Source organism: Streptomyces sp. RFCAC02, assembly GCF_004193175.1.
Classification (GTDB): Bacteria; Actinomycetota; Actinomycetes; order Streptomycetales; family Streptomycetaceae; genus Streptomyces.
Genome location: NZ_SAUH01000001.1, coordinates 1148442 through 1164103 on the forward strand (window position 1 = coordinate 1148442; position 15662 = coordinate 1164103).

Consider the following 15662-nt stretch of genomic DNA (forward strand, 5'->3'; position numbering starts at 1 on the left):
CGCAGGCCGGACGGCGTACGGGATCAGGCGCCGGCGCGTTCGCGCAGCCGGGCGGCGAGCGCGGCGGCCGCGCTCCCGGGGTCGTCGGCCTCGGTGATGGCCCGCACGACGACGACGCGGCGGGCGCCGGCGTCGAGGACCTGGTCGAGATTGCCCGCATCGATGCCGCCGATCGCGAACCACGGCCTGGCGGGCGCGAGGGCCGCCGCGTGCCGCACGAGCGGCAGGCCGGGCGCCGTCCGCCCCGGCTTGGTGGGCGTGGGCCAGCAGGGGCCGGTGCAGAAGTAGTCGACGCCGGGCGCCGCCGCGGCGGCGTCGACCTCGGCCGGGGTGTGGGTGGAGCGGCCGATGAGGACGCCGTCGCCGAGGATCGCGCGGGCGGCCGGCACGGGCAGGTCGCCCTGGCCGAGGTGCAGGATGTCGGGCCGGGCGGCGTGGGCGACGTCGGCCCGGTCGTTCACGGCGAGGAGCGCGCCGTGGCGGCGGCAGGCGTCGGCGAACACGGCGAGGTGGTCGAGCTCCTCCGCGGCCTCCATGCCCTTGTCGCGGAGCTGCACGATGTCGACGCCCGCGGCGAGGACCGCGTCGAGGAACTCCGGCAGGTCACCCTGCCGCTTTCTGGCGTCGGTGCACAGGTAGAGACGGGCGTCGGCGAGCATGCGGGTCCCCCGGGCGGTGCTGTGGCGGGCGGTGGTGCGGTCTGCGGTGCGCGGTCGTACGGGTGGCGGCGCGCGGGGAACCGTGCCGGTCCTCCGCGCGCCGGCCTGGTCGGGCGGTCAGACGGCGAGCGCCTGCGCCCGGCGCTTCACCTCCGTCCCGCGATTCTCCCGCAGGGCCTGCGCCGGGGTGCCGGGCAGGGTGTCGTCAGGGGTGAAGAGCCACTCCAGCATCTCCTCGTCGGTGAACCCGTCGTCGCGCAGCAGAGTGAGGGTGCCGCTGAGGCCCTTCACGACCCGGTCGCCGTCGATGAAGGCGGCGGGCACGTGGAGCGCGCGGTTCTCGCCACGGCGGACGGCGATGAGCTGGCCCTCCTTGACCAACTGGCGGACGCGGGTCACCTCGACACCCAGGGACTCCGCGATGTCGGGCAGGGTGAGCCAGGCGGGGACGAGGGCGTCGGTCTTGGCATCAATCTCGGTCACACGACCAGCGTGCCATCCCGCACCGACAGTCGTCAGCGGGAGCCCTCCTCGCGGGGGACGCGCTGCGCCGCCGCTCAGCGCGCGGCGGCCGCCTTCAGGGGCGTCGCGGGGTCCGCCGCGCGGTCCGGGTCGAGGGGGGTGCCGCGCTCGACGAGGCGGCGTCCCTGCGCCAGGTCGCGGGGGCGGTCCACGGCCAGGACGGCGGTCGGCGTGCCGTCGGGCCGCAGCCACAGCGCGCTCCAGGCGCGGTCGCCGCCGTCCGGGTCGCCGCGCCGCAGCAGGACGTCACCGTCGCCGTGCCGGCCGGCGTACTGGACGTACCGGCCGAACTGCTCGGACCAGAAGTACGGCACCGGGTCGTGCGCCGCCGCCCGGCCGAGGATGCCGGCGGCGACGGTGCGCGGACCGGTGAGGGCGTTGTCCCAGTGGTGGACGAGGAGCCGCCGCCCGTACCGCGCCGACGGGAACGACGCGCAGTCCCCGACCGCCCACACCCCGGGCGGCCCGGCGCGCAGCGCGGCGTCGGCGGCGACCGAGCCGTCCGCCGCGAGGGGGACGCCGGAGCCGGCGAGCCAGCCGGTGGCGGGGCGTGAACCGATGCCGACGAGGACGGCGTCGGCGCCGATGACGGTGCCGTCGGCCAGTTCGACCTCGCCCGCGCGGACTCCCGTCACGGCGCGGCCGGTGAGCAGCGTCGCCCCGGCCTCGGCGTACCAGGCGCGCATGGGTTCGGTGACGGCGGGCGGCAGCGCGCCGGCCAGGACGTGCGGGGCCGCCTCGACCACGGTGACCGGGCTGCCGGCCGCCGCCGCGGCGGTGGCCGCCTCGGCGCCGATCCACCCGGCGCCGACGGCGACGACGCTGCCGCGGCTCTCCAGGACGGGCCGCAGCCGGCGGGCGTCGTCCAGCGTGCGCAGGACGTGCGTGCCCGGTGTGCCCCCGGTGCCGGGCAGGGTGACGGCCATGGCGCCGGTCGCGATGACGAGGTGGTCGTACGGGAGCGGCCCCGCGTCGGTGTCGAGGACGCGGTCGCCGGGGCGCAGGGCGGTGGCGGTGCGGCCGGGCAGGTGGGTGACGCCGAGGGCGTCGAGGTCGACGCCGAGGCCGAGGTCGGCGGGGGTCGCGGTGCCGAGCAGCACGGCCTTGGACAGGGGCGGCCGGTCGTACGGGGCGTGGTCCTCCGCGCCGAGCAGGGTGATGGCGTCCTGCCAGCCCTGTTCGCGGAGCTGGGCCGCGGTGTGGACGCCGGCGAGCCCGGCGCCCGCGATCACGACGTGCCGCTTCATCGCTTCATCACGGCGACCACCCTACGGCGGCCTACGGCGGCCGCGGAGCGGGGCGGTCCGCGCCCGGCGGGAGCGCGTACTACGCTGAACGGCGAGTCAGACTCAAGACACCCACGGGAGCCCGGCGCACCGGGCTGAGAGGGAGGCGGGCGGCCTCCGACCGTACGAACCTGATCCGGGTCATGCCGGCGAAGGGAGGAGTCGCGTGGACCTGCGTTCCCACGGCGGCGACGGCGACGGGACCGTGTACGACGCGGCGGTCGTCGGCGGCGGCCTGATCGGGCTGGTGACGGCGTGGCGCGCCGCCGGGCGCGGTCTGCGCACCGCCCTGGTCGATCCGCGGCCCGGCGGCGGCGCGGCGCGGGTGGCGGCCGGCATGCTGGCGGCGGTCACCGAGCTGCACCACGGCGAGGAGGCGCTGCTCGACCTCAATCTGGCGTCGGCCGGGCGCTATCCGGAGTTCGCCGCCGAGCTGGCCGAGGCGACCGGCACGGACATCGCGTACCGGGCCTGCGGCACGCTCCAGGTGGCGCTCGACGCGGACGACCGGGCGCAGTTGCGGGAGTTGCACGCGCTGCAGCGGCGGTGCGGTCTGGACACCCAGTGGCTGACGGGCCGTGAGTGCCGCCGGCTCGAACCGATGCTGGCGCCCGGTGTGCGCGGCGGACTGCGCGTCGACGGCGACCACCAGACCGACCCGCGGCTGCTGGTGGCGGCACTGCTCACGGCGTGCGAACGTGCCGGGGTGTCCTTCGTGAACGCCACGGCCACCGGCCTCGTGGTGCGCGGCGACCGCGCGGCCGGCGTACGGCTCGACGGCGGCACGGTGCTCGCGGCCGACCGCACGGTGCTCGCGGGCGGCAGCCGCAGCGCCGGTCTCGACGGGATCCCGCCGTCGGTGGCGGTGCCGGTGCGGCCGGTGAAGGGCCAGATCCTGCGGCTGCGGATGCCGTCGGGCGGCGGGGCGCCGTTCCTGTCGCGGACGGTGCGCGCCGTGGTGCGGGGCGAGCAGGTCTACCTGGTGCCGCGCGCCTCGGGCGAGCTGGTCGTCGGGGCGACCGTCGAGGAGCAGGGGTGGGACACGTCCGTGACGGCGGGCGGCGTGTACCAGCTCCTGCGCGACGCCCGCGAACTGCTGCCGGGGCTCACGGAACTGCCGCTCGCCGAGACATGCGCGGGCCTGCGGCCCACGAGCCCGGACAACGCGCCGCTGCTCGGGCCGACGGCGCTCCCCGGGCTCTTCCTCGCGACCGGCCACCACCGCAACGGCGTGCTGCTCGCGCCCATCACCGGCGAGGCCATGGCCGTCGCCCTCACGACCGGAGAACTGCCGGACTACGCCCGGCCGTTCAGCGCACAACGCTTCAGCCACGACCACCGGGAGGTACCGGCGTGAACACCGGTCCGCAGGAGGCCGTCCCGCCCACGGGCGTGACGGTCCGCGTCAACGGCGAGCGGCGCACGGTCGCGGCCGGCACGACGCTCGCCGCGCTGGTCGCGGAGCTGAGCGCGGCGCCGTCCGGCATCGCCGCCGCCGTCAACGAGTCCGTGGTGCCGCGCGCCCTGTGGCCCGGCACACCCCTCGGCGACGGCGACCGCGTCGAGATCCTGACCGCAGTCCAGGGAGGCTGATCCACGTGTCCGAGTCCGTCACCGCGCCGGCCGGTGCCGCCGGTCCCGGGGAGGGCGCCGACGAGTCGCTGGTCCTCGGCCCGCTGCGCCTGACGTCCCGTCTGATCATGGGCACGGGCGGTGCGCCGAGCCTGGCGGTCCTGCGGGACGCGCTGGCGGCGTCCGGCACGGAGCTGACGACGGTCGCGATGCGCCGGCTGGACCCGGGCGTGCAGGGGTCGGTGCTCTCGGTCCTGCGGGAGCTGGGCATCCGGCCGCTGCCGAACACCGCCGGCTGCTACTCGGCGGGCGAGGCGGTGCTCACGGCCAGGCTGGCCCGCGAGGCGCTGGAGACGGACCTCGTGAAGCTGGAGGTCGTCACCGACGAACGGCTGCTGCTGCCCGACCCGGTGGCGACCCTGGAGGCCGCGGAGACGCTGGTGGACGACGGGTTCACCGTCCTCCCGTACACGAACGACGACCCGGTGGTCGCGCGGCACCTGGAGGACGCGGGCTGCGCCGCCATCATGCCGCTCGGCTCGCCGATCGGGTCCGGGCTCGGCATCCGCAACCCGCACAACTTCCGGCTCATCACCGAGCGGGCGTGTGTCCCGGTCATTCTGGACGCGGGCGCGGGCACGGCGTCCGACGCGGCGCTGGCGATGGAACTGGGCTGCGACGGCGTGATGCTGGCCTCCGCCGTGACGCGGGCGCAGCGTCCGGTGCTGATGGCGGAGGCCATGCGGCACGCGGTGGAAGCGGGACGGCTGGCGTGGCGGGCGGGGCGGATCCCGCGCCGGCACTTCGCGACGGCCTCGTCGCCGGCGGACGGGGTCGCGGACCTCGATCCCGAACGACCGGCGTTTACGCACTGATATAGCATCCGGGCACCTGGTGGGGGGAAGTGCCAGGCCCGTGCCTCGACCCTCGGGGGGACCGCATGACGACACCGCCGCCTCCGGCCGACCGGCCGCGGGAGGACAGCCCGACGCCTCCGGACCCGGCCGCCGCGGGTGCGGAGGCAGGCGGGGACGGCACGCGCCGGCGCCCGGCCGTCGACCTGGCGAAGGACGCACCGTCCGCCGACCCGGCGGAGGGGATGTCCGGCGGGGAAAACGATGCACCCGTGGCCGGACGGGGGCCGGACGGCGGTGGCGCCGACGGGGAACGGCCCGGGGCCGCGGGGGAAAACGATGCACCCGCCGCGTCCGGTACCGGGCCGGCGACGGACGGGTCGGGGCCGGACGCCGGCGTCCCGCACGCCGCCGACGAGGACGACGACCACGTGCTCGCCGCCCCCGCCCCGGCGGTCGGCCTCACGAAGGCCGGCGACGACCGGCCGGAAAACGATGCACCTCGGCGCGGGGACGGGCAGCGCCCCGGCGGCGCCGACACCGCCGGCGGGGAGCCCCCGCACGGCGGCGCTGCGGGGTCCGACGGCCCGGGCGACATCGATGCACCCGGGACCGAACGGGCGTCGGACGGGCCGCGGACCGGGGACAACGGTGCGCCCGGCGGCCCGCAGGGCATCGATACACCGGCGTCGGGGACCGAGCGGACGGCGGGCGGGCCACAGCCGTCCGCCGACACCGACGACGACCATGTACTTGCCGCGCCCGCGCCGGCGGTCGGCCCGTCCAAGGCGCCGGCCGACACTTCGCCGGAAAACGATGCACCCGCCTCTGAGGTCACGCGCGCCGTCGGTGAGAGCACCGCCTCTCCCAGCGCGGAGCCCGGGGCACAGGCACCCGCGAGCACCACGGCCGAGACAACGACCGGCGCCCCGGCGGAAATCGATACACCCGCCCCCACGGTCACACAACCGGCGGACACCGCGGCGCAGCCCACGGCCGCGACCGGGAACAACGACACAACAACCCGGCCCGACCCGGCAATCGGCCTCACGAAGGCCACCGACAGCCGGCCGGAAAACGATGCACCCGCTCCCGTGGACACGCAGGACACCAGCGAGATCCCCGCCCCTGCCCAGGCGGAGCCCCGGGCACAGGCACCCGCTAGCACCACGGCCGAAGCAACGACCGGCGCCCCGGCGGAAATCGATACACCCGCCCCCACGGTCACACAGCCGGCGGACGAACCGCGAGCAGCGGACACAACGGCACAGCCGACGACGGCGACCGGGAACAACGACACAACAACCCCGCCCGACCCGGCAATCGGCTCCACGAAGAACGCCGTCGCCAACCCACCGGAAAACGATGCACCCGCGCCCGTGGACACGCGGGACACCAGCGGGAGCCTCGCCTCACCCGGGACAGAATCCGGACCGCAGGCACCCGCGAGCGGCACGGCCGAAGCAGCGACCGACACTCCGCCCGAAAACGATGCACCCGCGCCCGCGGCGGCGCGGGACACCGGCCGCACCTCCGCCTCACCCCACGCAGAACCCCGACCGCAGGCACCCGCGAGCGGCACGGCCGAGACAGCGACCGGCGCCCCGCCGGAAAACGATGCACCGACCTCTGAGGGCACGCGGGACACCGACCGGACCCCCGCCTCACCCCAGGCGGAACCCGAGGCGCAGGCACCCGCGAGCGGCATGGCCGGGGCGGGTGCGGGCGATGTGCAGGAAATCGATGCACCCGCGCCCGTGGACACGCGGTCGGCGGCAGCCGCCGGGAGTGAGGACGCAACGGCCTCGGCCCGTCCGACAGTCGGCCTGAGCAAGGCGACGGCCGACGCTCCGCCGGAAAACGATGCACCCACCGCCGTCGTCCCGGGGGCCGCTCCCGCGCCGGCCACAGGGGCGGCCGGCTCCGCTCCCACGACGCCGGACGCCCCGACCACCAACCTCGCGCGGAACCACGTCACCGGCCCGCCGGAAAACGATGCACCGCCGTCCGGGAGTGCCGGTGGCGTCCCCGTGGCTCCGCCCGCGAAGCCGCCCGCGCCGCCCGCCTTCGCCCCCTACGCGGCTCCCGCTCAGTACCCGTGGCCCCCGCCGCCGCCGGCTCCGGGAACAGGTGTCTGGTACCCCCCGCAGTACGGCGCGGTGCCCTGGGCGCCGCGGGAGCCGTGGAACCACATGGCGATCACGGCCGGCGTGGTCACCCTCACCGTGTTCCCGCTGGGGCTGCTCTTCGGGATCATCGCCCTGGCCCGTCCGAACGCCAAGCGGGAACGCGGGCACGGTCTGGCGGTCGCCTCCGTGACCGTCACGTCCTCGATCCTCCTCATCCTCGCCGTGGCCTTCCCCGCCGGGCTGCTCGAACCCCTGTGGAAGGACTACAGCGACTCCCGTACGGAAGTCACCCTCGACCCGGGCACCGACGAGGCGCCCGGCACCGACGGGGCTCCCGGGGACAGTGGCGGCGCGACCGAGGACGACGGCACCCCGCCCGGCCAGGAGCAGGTGCCCGGCGGCGGCCAGAATACGGACGACACGACCAGCCTGTTCGGTCTCCTCCCGGGCGACTGCTTCAACTCCTCCCTCGGCCCGGGCGAGTACGGGGACACCGACGGCACGGCGACCGTCATCCCCTGCGACGAGCCGCACGACGGAGAACTCGTCGCCCTGGCCGATGTGACGGGCGTGGACGGCCCGAGCTACGCGCCCGGCACCGAGGCCCTCGTCTGGGACTCCTGCCTGGCCCACATGCGCGGCTATCTCGTCGACATCTGGGAGGTGCCGTACGACGTGGGCCTGATCTACTACCTGCCGGCCGACGCGGTCTGGGAGGCGGGCGACCACACGGTGCTGTGCGTCCTGGAGAGCCTGACCGGCAGCCAGCTCGACGCGCCGCTGCGCCGCGACGAGGCGGACTTCACGGCAGAGCAGCTCGCCTACCTCGACGCGACCGGCCCCCTGGACATCGCGCTGTGGGACGAGCCGCTGCCCGAGGACGACATCGAGCTGCACCGGACCTGGGCCGCCGAGGTGGCCGGCCTCCTCACCGAGCAGGCCGCCGCGCTGGAGGCCGGCGACTGGTCGCCCGGCGTGGCGGCGTACACCGGTGAGCTGGCCGACGCCCGCCGGGCCGGGGTGGCCGGCTGGGAGGCGGCCGCCGGCGCGACGGACCGCGACGCCCTGGACACCGCCGTCGAAGCCGCCTACACGACCCTGTACGTCGACTCGGAGTTCGGCGTCCGCCAGGAGCTGGGACTCGCCTGGGAGTGACCACTCCACCGGGGCCTGTCCGGCGGGTCCTGTCGCGGTTCGCGGCATGCGGTGCATCGCAAGGCACCGGATCGCAGTCCATGCCCGTCGTATGCGCGGCGGGACAGGCGGGTTCCGCCGGACAGGCCCTACCGGTCGGACGGTATGACGGTATGACGGTACGGTCTTCGTCACCGTTCGGTCGCAGTCCCACCCCGCCCGTCACCGCGGCCGTCCGCGCGGAGGGGGCGGCTCGTAGACTGGTGCGTCGTGGACACCACCCTCCATGACCCGCTGATCGGGCACGTTCTCGACGGCCGCTACCGCGTCGACGAGCGGATCGCGGCCGGCGGCATGGCCACGGTCTACCGGGCGTTCGACACCCGCCTCGACCGGGTGCTCGCACTGAAGGTGATGCATCCCGCCCTGGCCGGCGACGCCGCGTTCGTCGAACGGTTCATCCGCGAGGCGAAGGCCGTCGCCCGCCTCGACCATCCGAACGTGGTCGGCGTCCTCGACCAGGGCACCGACGCCACCCACGTCTACCTCGCCATGGAGTACGTCGCCGGCTGCACGCTGCGCGACGTCCTCCGCGAGCGCCGCGCCCTCGCGCCGCGCGCCGTCCTCGACATCCTGGAGCCCCTGCTCGCCGGGCTGGCGGCCGCCCACCGCGCCGGTCTCGTGCACCGCGACGTGAAGCCGGAGAACGTCCTCATCGGCGCCGACGGCCGCGTCAAGGTCGCCGACTTCGGCCTGGTGCGGGGCGTCGACACGCACACCTCCGCGACCACCGACAGCCTGCTCGGCACCGTGTCCTACCTCGCGCCCGAGCAGATCGAGGGCGGCGCGGTGGACGCCAGGACCGACGTGTACGCGTGCGGCGTCCTGCTCCACGAGGCCCTGACCGGCGCCAAGCCGCACACCGGCGACTCCCCCGCCCGCGTGCTGTACGCCCATGTCCACGAGGACGTGCCCCCGCCGTCCCGCCTGGTGCCCGGGCTCGCGCCGGCGCTCGACGGACTCGTCGCCACCGCCGCCGCCCGCGACCCCCTGGCCCGGCCCGAGGACGCGGCGGCGCTGCTGTCCCTGGTCCGCGCGGCCCGCGCCGTGCTGACCGACGCCGAACTGGACGCGGTACCGCCCGCCCACCGTGCCCCGGCCCCCGGCGACGACGAGGAGACCCGCGAGCTCGCCGGCACCGGCCCGGAGGACGAGACCCGCGTGGTGCCGCGCGTGCTCCTCGCCGCCCCCGCGGACCCGGACGACCGCACGGCCGTCATCGACCCCGCCGACCTCGCCGTACCGCCGCCCCCCGGCCGGTGGCGCAGGCTGCCGAGGCGCGGCCGGATCTCGCTGATCGTGGCCGCGCTGCTGCTGGTCTGCGGCGGCCTCGGCGTCTGGTACGTGAACTCCGGGCAGTTCCTCCGCACACCCGGGGTCTACGGGCTGACGCAGGAGGAGGCCGTCGAAACGCTGGAGGACGCCGGACTGCGCGTCGAGGTGGAGCAGGGCTGGTCCGACACGGTCGACGAGGGCCATGTCGTCTCCACCGACCCCGAACGCGGTGAACGCGTCCGCCGCAACACCACGGTGCACATCACCGTCTCCCGCGGCCCCGAGGTGACGGCCGTCCCCGACCTGGTCGGCGTGCCCCTGGACGAGGCGCGCCGCCTGCTGGACGAGGCGGGGCTCACCGAGGGCGAGGTGGACTGGGAGTTCTCCTCCGAGGTGGAGCGCAACGCCGTCATCGCCGCCGACCCCGAGCCGGGCACCGAGCGGCGCCCCGACTCGCCGGTCGACCTGGTGGTGAGCAAGGGCCGGGCGGTGGACGTGCCCCGGGTCATCGGCATGGACCAGGACGAGGCCACCCGTGAGCTGACCGAGGCCGGGTTCGAGGTGGAGATCGACCCGGTCCGTGTGTGGTCGGACGAGGACGAGGGCGACGTGGCGGGCCAGTCGCCCGGCAGCTCCGAGCGGGCTTCCGAGGGCGACACGGTGACCCTGACCCTCTCCAAGGGTCCTGAGCTGGTCGAGGTCCCCGACGTGCGCGGCGAGGACGTGGACGACGCGAAGGAGATCCTGGAGGACGCCGGGTTCCGGGTGAACGTCAACCAGGTCTTCCTCACCGGCACGGTCTTCAACCAGTCGGTGTACGACGACACGGCACCGCGCGGCTCCACCATCACCATCTGGGTGCGCTGAGCCGCGTCCGTCCGGCACGGACCGCCAGGGTCCGACGGCCCGTGCCGGACGGGGCGTCGGACCCGTGCGCGGGCGGGCCGCAGGTCCCGATCCGGCCGAATAGCGCGCTTTCCCGCGCATCTCTTCCCTTTAGCACCGGAATAAGGCTCCGCCGCTGTGAGCCGTGCCATAGGACGCGCGTCACATACGAAAACACATAGTGCTCCAAAAGGTGTGACCATCCCATGAAGCACCGGCCGGTCGGGTGATTAATCGGCGTGCCCCCCACTAAGACTTTTAGTACTTAGGGTCATTGCATTTGGTTTTTAGCGGCTGTTAACAAGGTCCATCGCCGTCCACGCGAGGAACAGAGGACCCCGAAATGCCCGCTCACATCCGTGCCCGACGACTGACCCGCACCCGGAGAACGGCGACCGCGGCCCTCACCACCGCGGGTGTCGCCGCCCTCGCCCTGATCGCCGTCCCCGCCTCGTCCGACGCCGAGGAGCCCGCCGTCCAGGCCCACAACGCACGCGCGGTGGGCTGGGACGTGAAGGCCGATGACGTACCGGGCCAGCGCGCCGGCTCCGACGGCACCCCGGACAGCGCGCAGCAGCAGGACGCCGAGCGCGCCGACTTCTTCATCCGCGCCGAGGCGGCGGGCGAGCTGCAGCTCGCGGAGCGCGAGGCCGCGCGGGAGGCCGCCGACCGGCACGCCGCCGAGGAGGCCGAACGCCGCGCCGCACGGCAGGAGCGCGAGGCCGAGCAGGAGGCGGAGCGGGAGGCCGCCGACCAGCGGGCCGCCGAGCAGGCCGCCGAGGAGGAACGCGCCGCCGAGCAGGCCGCCGAGGCCGAGGACCCGCAGCCGGCGAGCGCCCCCGCGGGGACCGCGCAGGCACCGGCCGCCGCCCCCGCCGCCGAGGTCTACCCGGACACGCTGGACGGCTGGATCCGCGAATCCCTCGCCATCATGGCGCAGCAGGGAATTCCCGGGACGTACGACGGCCTGTACCGCAACATCATGCGCGAGTCGAGCGGCGATCCGAACGCCATAAACCTCTGGGACATCAACGCGATCAACGGAACGCCGTCCATCGGCCTGCTCCAGGTGATCCAGCCGACATTCGACACGTACCACGTCCCGGGCACCCCGGACGACATCTACGACCCGGTGGCCAATATCACCGCGGCGGCCAACTACGCCTATCACCGGTACGGTTCGATCGACAATGTGAACGGACCCTACTGACCGCGGGACCCGCCGCGCCGCCGCGCCCGGCGTCCTGGCACCCTGGGACCGTGACCCACCCCCGACGCAACCCGGTCGGCGGCCACATCCCCGTCGCGGGGGGCCTGGCCGCCACCGGCATCCCCTACGCCCGCGCGATCGGCGCCGAGGCCGTGCAGGTCTTCACCGCCAACCCGCGCGGCTGGGCCACGCCGCCCGGGAACCCCGCGCAGGACGCCGAGTTCCGGGCGGCCTGCGCGGACGCCGGCATCCCCGCCTACGTGCACGCCCCGTACCTCATCAACCCGGGCTCCCACGATCAGGTGACGGCCGAGCGGTCGGTCGTCTCCCTGCGCCACTCGCTGCGCCGCGCCCGCGCGATCGGCGCGCTGGGCGTCGTCGTGCACACCGGGTCGGCCACCGGCGGCCGGGAGCGCGCCACCGCCCTCGCGCAGGTGAGGCGCCTGCTGCTCCCGCTCCTCGACGAGCTGACCCATGACGACGACCCGTGGCTGCTGCTGGAGCCCACCGCGGGGCAGGGCGCGTCGCTCTGCTCGCTGATGGACGACCTCGGCCCGTACGTCGACGCCCTCGACCGGCACCCGCGCCTCGGCGTGTGCCTGGACACCTGCCACGCCTTCGCCGCCGGGCACGACCTCGCGGCACCGGACGGCGTCGACACGCTGCTCCGCGCGCTGGAGCGGGCCGCCGGCCCCGGCCGGCTGCGCCTCGTCCACGCCAACGACTCGAAGGACGTGTCGGGCGCCCGCAAGGACCGGCACGTCAACATCGGCGCGGGCCACATCGGCGACGAGCCGTTCCGCGCCCTGCTGGCGCACCCGGTGACGGAGGGCGTCCCGTTCATCCTGGAGACGCCGGGCGGCAGGGACGGCCACGCCGCCGACGCGCTCCGCCTCAAGGCGCTGCGCGGCAGTGCCGTCCCCGCCTGAGCGGGGCCGCCGTCACAGCTCGGGTCCCTCGCCGGGCTCCTCCTGGTAGGAGTAGCGCTGTTCGCGCCAGGGGTCGCCGATGTTGTGGTAGCCCCGCTCCTCCCAGAAGCCGCGCCGGTCGGCGGTCATGTACTCCACGCCCCGCAGCCACTTGGGTCCTTTCCAGGCGTACAGGCCCGGGACGACCAGCCGCAGCGGGAAGCCGTGCTCCGCGGTCAGCAGCTCGCCGTCGCGGTGCGTGGCGAGGACGGCGGAGGGGTCCTGGAAGTCGGCGAGGCGGAGGTTGGCGCTGTAGCCGTACTCGGCCCACGCCATCACATGAGTGACTCCCGGGGCGGGCGGTACGAGGGCGAGGAGGGTCGCCGCCCGCACCCCGCCCCACTCGCTGCCCGGCATGCTGAACTTGGTCACGCAGTGCAGATCGGCGACGACCGTCTCGTACGGCAGGGCGCCGAACTCGTCGTGCGTCCAGGACCGGACACCGCCGTCCGCCGTCGCCCCGAAGACGCGGAACTCCCAGCGCTCCGGCCGGAATCGGGGCACGGGGCCATAGTGCGTCACCGGCCATCCGCGCTGTGTCCGCTGCCCGGGCGGGAGTGCGCCGCCGGGCTCCCCCGTGTGGCTGTGCGGCTGTCCCATGTCCTCCATGGTGACAGACCTCGGTCAGGCCCCCGCACCGCCACCCCGCCCCACGGCACCCCAAATCGGGCCAGAAGCGGTAAGGGTGTACTTACTGGACGTAATGCCGCGCCGGTGCCACGATGCGCGCACGGCCCGCCGGCCTCCCCACCCCTCTCCCGGAAGGAGTGTGCCCATGCAGGGCGACCCGGAGATCATCGAGTTCCTCAACGAGCAGCTCACCGCCGAACTGACCGCGATCAACCAGTACTTCCTGCACGCCAAGATGCAGGAGAACTTCGGCTGGTCGAGGCTGGCGGCCTACACGCGGTCCGAGTCGTTCGACGAGATGCGGCACGCCGAGGTGCTGACCGACCGCATCCTCTTCCTGGAGGGACTGCCCAACTACCAGCGGCTGTTCCACGTGCGGGTCGGCCAGACGGTGACGGAGATGTTCCGCGCCGACCGGCAGATCGAGGTGGAGGCCATCGACCGGCTGCGGCGCGGCATCGAGGTCATGCGCGCCAAGCACGACATCACCTCGGCCAAGATCTTCGAGTCGATCCTCGCCGACGAGGAGCACCACGTCGACTACCTCGACACCCAGCTCGAACTCATCGACAAGCTCGGCGAACCGCTCTACATCGCCCAGCAGATCCGCCAGCCCGGCCAGGACGGCGACCCCGGGCTGCACGGCGAGACCGTGGTCCACGACGGCATCGGGGAGCGCGGCCGCCACTGACGGGCGCGGACCGGTTCAGCGCGCGGCCTCCACCAGCACGGCGGGCGCCGCCGTTCCGTCCGCCGGCACGGCCGCGGAGGGGGTCGCCGTACGGTTCTCCCGCCGCGGGCAGCCGCCGCGGCCGAGGAGGCCCTGGATGCGCCGCACGCACGATCCGCAGTCCGTCCCCGCGCCGCAGCGGTTGGCGATCTGGCGCGGCGTGCAGGCACCGTCGGCGGCGTGCTCACGCACCTGCGCCTCGGTCACGCCGAAGCACGAGCAGACATACACGCGCCGCGCCTCCTCACCGTTCACGGACACCAGCAGATTAGGTAACCCTAACCTTACCTGTCCCGGGGGCCGGCGCAACAGTGCCCCGGGGTGTGGCGGCCACCACGCCCCGGGGCACCTGCCGGGCGGGCCTACGCCCGGTACATCTCCGCGACGAGGAACGCGAGGTCCAGCGACTGGCTGCGGTTCAGCCGCGGGTCGCACGCCGTCTCGTAGCGCTGGTGCAGGTCACCGACGAGGATCTCGTCGCCGCCGCCCACGCACTCCGTCACGTCGTCCCCGGTCAGCTCCACGTGGATGCCGCCCGGGTGCGTCCCCAGGGACTTGTGGACCTCGAAGAAGCCCTTCACCTCGTCCAGCACGTCGTCGAACCGCCGGGTCTTGTGCCCCGAGGCGGCCTCGAACGTGTTGCCGTGCATCGGGTCGCACACCCACGCGACCTGCGCGCCGGCCGCCGTGACCCGCTCCACGAGGCCCGGCAGGGCGTCCCGGATGCGGTCGGCGCCCATCCGCGTGATGAACGTGAGCCGCCCCGGCTCGCGCTCCGGGTCGAGCCGGTCGATCAGCGCCAGGGCCTCGTCGGCCGTGGTCGTCGGACCGAGCTTGACGCCGATGGGGTTGCGGATCGTGGCGGCGTACGCGATGTGCGCGCCGTCGAGCTGCCGCGTGCGCTCGCCGATCCACACCATGTGGCCCGACACGTCGTACAGCTTGCCGCTGCGCGAGTCGACACGCGTGAGGGCCGCCTCGTAGTCCAGCAGCAGCGCCTCGTGCGAGGCGTAGAACTCGACCGAGTGGAACTCGGCCGGGTCGGCGCCGCACGCCTTCATGAAGTTCAGCGCGTTGTCGATCTCGCGGGCCAGGGCTTCGTAGCGCTGGCCGGAGGCGGAGTTGCGCACGAAGTCCTGGTTCCACGCGTGGACCTGCCGCAGGTCGGCGTAGCCGCCGGTGGTGAAGCCGCGCACGAGGTTCAGGGTGGAGGCGGACGCGTGGTACATGCGCCGCAGCCGCTCCGGGTCGGGCACCCGCGCCTCGGCGGTGAACTCGGCGCCGTTCACCGAGTCGCCGCGGTACGTCGGCAGCGTCACGCCGTCCCGCGTCTCGGTCGGCTTGGAACGCGGCTTCGAGTACTGGCCGGCGATCCGGCCGACCTTCACGACCGGGACCGCCGCCGCGTACGTCAGGACGGCGCTCATCTGGAGCAGCGTCTTCAGCTTCGCCCGGATCTGGTCGGCGCTCACCTGGTCGAACGCCTCGGCGCAGTCGCCGCCCTGCAGCAGGAACGCCTCACCGCGGGCCACAGCGGCCATCCGCTCGCGCAGCTGGTCGCACTCCCCGGCGAAGACGAGGGGCGGATACCCCTGGAGGTCGGCGGTCACAGCGCGCAGAGCCTCGGCGTCGGGGTAGTCGGGCTGCTGCGCCGCGGGCAGGTCCCGCCAGCCGGCGGGAGCGGAGCTGCTGGTGCTGATGTCAGCGTTCACGGTCACGGTGACAAGGTTACGGGGTGGCCAACGGCC

The 15662-nt window shown here is 74.7% G+C and carries 13 protein-coding genes, 1 pseudogene and 1 riboswitch; of the genes and pseudogenes, 8 read left to right on the plus strand and 6 right to left on the minus strand.

The features are described 5' to 3' along the window. Nucleotides 1–23 precede the first annotated feature (23 nt). The 3 genes from thiE to EMA09_RS05185 all read right to left on the minus strand — a co-directional run bounded on the left by thiE (nt 24) and on the right by EMA09_RS05185 (nt 2428). Nucleotides 24–659: a thiamine phosphate synthase gene (thiE, locus tag EMA09_RS05175; protein WP_129839333.1), complete on the minus strand. Its 636-nt coding sequence runs from the start codon at nt 657–659 to the stop codon at nt 24–26. A gap of 117 nt (nt 660–776) precedes the next feature. Beyond that, nucleotides 777–1142: an Rv2175c family DNA-binding protein gene (locus tag EMA09_RS05180; protein ID WP_129839335.1), complete on the minus strand. Its 366-nt coding sequence runs from the start codon at nt 1140–1142 to the stop codon at nt 777–779. Nucleotides 1143–1216: 74 nt separating this feature from the next. After that, nucleotides 1217–2428 (minus strand): FAD-dependent oxidoreductase, encoded by a 1212-nt coding sequence (locus tag EMA09_RS05185; RefSeq protein WP_129839337.1) that lies wholly within the window; start codon nt 2426–2428, stop codon nt 1217–1219. 102 nt (nt 2429–2530) lie between these two features. Next, nucleotides 2531–2642: riboswitch (TPP riboswitch) on the plus strand. Here EMA09_RS05185 and thiO point away from each other — a divergent pair. From thiO to EMA09_RS05220, 7 genes are all read left to right on the plus strand, one after another. After that, nucleotides 2634–3824, plus strand: coding sequence for a glycine oxidase ThiO (gene thiO / locus EMA09_RS05190; RefSeq protein ID WP_129839339.1), 1191 nt, complete (start codon nt 2634–2636; stop codon nt 3822–3824). It overlaps the preceding riboswitch by 9 nt. Before the next feature lie 35 nt (nt 3825–3859). Further along, a complete protein-coding gene (gene thiS / locus EMA09_RS05195; protein WP_129843837.1) occupies nt 3860–4060 on the plus strand; it encodes a sulfur carrier protein ThiS in 201 nt (66 codons plus the stop codon). A gap of 5 nt (nt 4061–4065) precedes the next feature. Beyond that, nucleotides 4066–4914, plus strand: coding sequence for a thiazole synthase (locus EMA09_RS05200; RefSeq protein WP_276324157.1), 849 nt, complete (start codon nt 4066–4068; stop codon nt 4912–4914). Nucleotides 4915–7085: 2171 nt separating this feature from the next. Beyond that, nucleotides 7086–8177 carry a DUF4190 domain-containing protein gene (locus EMA09_RS05205; protein WP_129839341.1) on the plus strand — a complete coding sequence of 364 codons (1092 nt, stop codon included), beginning with the start codon at nt 7086–7088 and terminating at the stop codon, nt 8175–8177. Between the two features lie 249 nt (nt 8178–8426). Next, complete coding sequence (gene pknB / locus EMA09_RS05210) at nt 8427–10358, plus strand: Stk1 family PASTA domain-containing Ser/Thr kinase (protein WP_129839343.1); 1932 nt, start codon at nt 8427–8429, stop codon at nt 10356–10358. A 361-nt stretch (nt 10359–10719) separates the two neighbouring features. Further along, on the plus strand, nt 10720–11586 hold the full coding sequence (locus EMA09_RS05215; protein WP_129839345.1) for a transglycosylase SLT domain-containing protein: 867 nt from the start codon (nt 10720–10722) through the stop codon (nt 11584–11586). A 50-nt stretch (nt 11587–11636) separates the two neighbouring features. Further along, entirely contained in the window at nt 11637–12515 is an 879-nt protein-coding gene (locus EMA09_RS05220; RefSeq protein WP_129839347.1) for a deoxyribonuclease IV, read from the plus strand. 12 nt (nt 12516–12527) lie between these two features. On the opposite strand, the gene EMA09_RS05225 is transcribed toward EMA09_RS05220, so the two are convergent. Further along, a complete protein-coding gene (locus EMA09_RS05225) occupies nt 12528–13163 on the minus strand; it encodes a sulfite oxidase-like oxidoreductase (protein ID WP_168220643.1) in 636 nt (211 codons plus the stop codon). 166 nt (nt 13164–13329) lie between these two features. On the opposite strand from EMA09_RS05225, the pseudogene bfr reads away from it, so the two are divergent. Beyond that, nucleotides 13330–13800: pseudogene (bfr, locus tag EMA09_RS05230) on the plus strand (bacterioferritin); the annotation flags it as partial. A 90-nt stretch (nt 13801–13890) separates the two neighbouring features. Here bfr and EMA09_RS05235 read toward each other — a convergent pair. Both EMA09_RS05235 and EMA09_RS05240 read right to left on the minus strand, forming a co-directional pair. Beyond that, nucleotides 13891–14145 (minus strand): (2Fe-2S)-binding protein, encoded by a 255-nt coding sequence (locus EMA09_RS05235; RefSeq protein WP_129843839.1) that lies wholly within the window; start codon nt 14143–14145, stop codon nt 13891–13893. Nucleotides 14146–14276: 131 nt separating this feature from the next. Next, nucleotides 14277–15632, minus strand: coding sequence for a 3-deoxy-7-phosphoheptulonate synthase class II (locus tag EMA09_RS05240; protein ID WP_129839353.1), 1356 nt, complete (start codon nt 15630–15632; stop codon nt 14277–14279). Between the last annotated feature and the right edge of the window lie 30 nt (nt 15633–15662).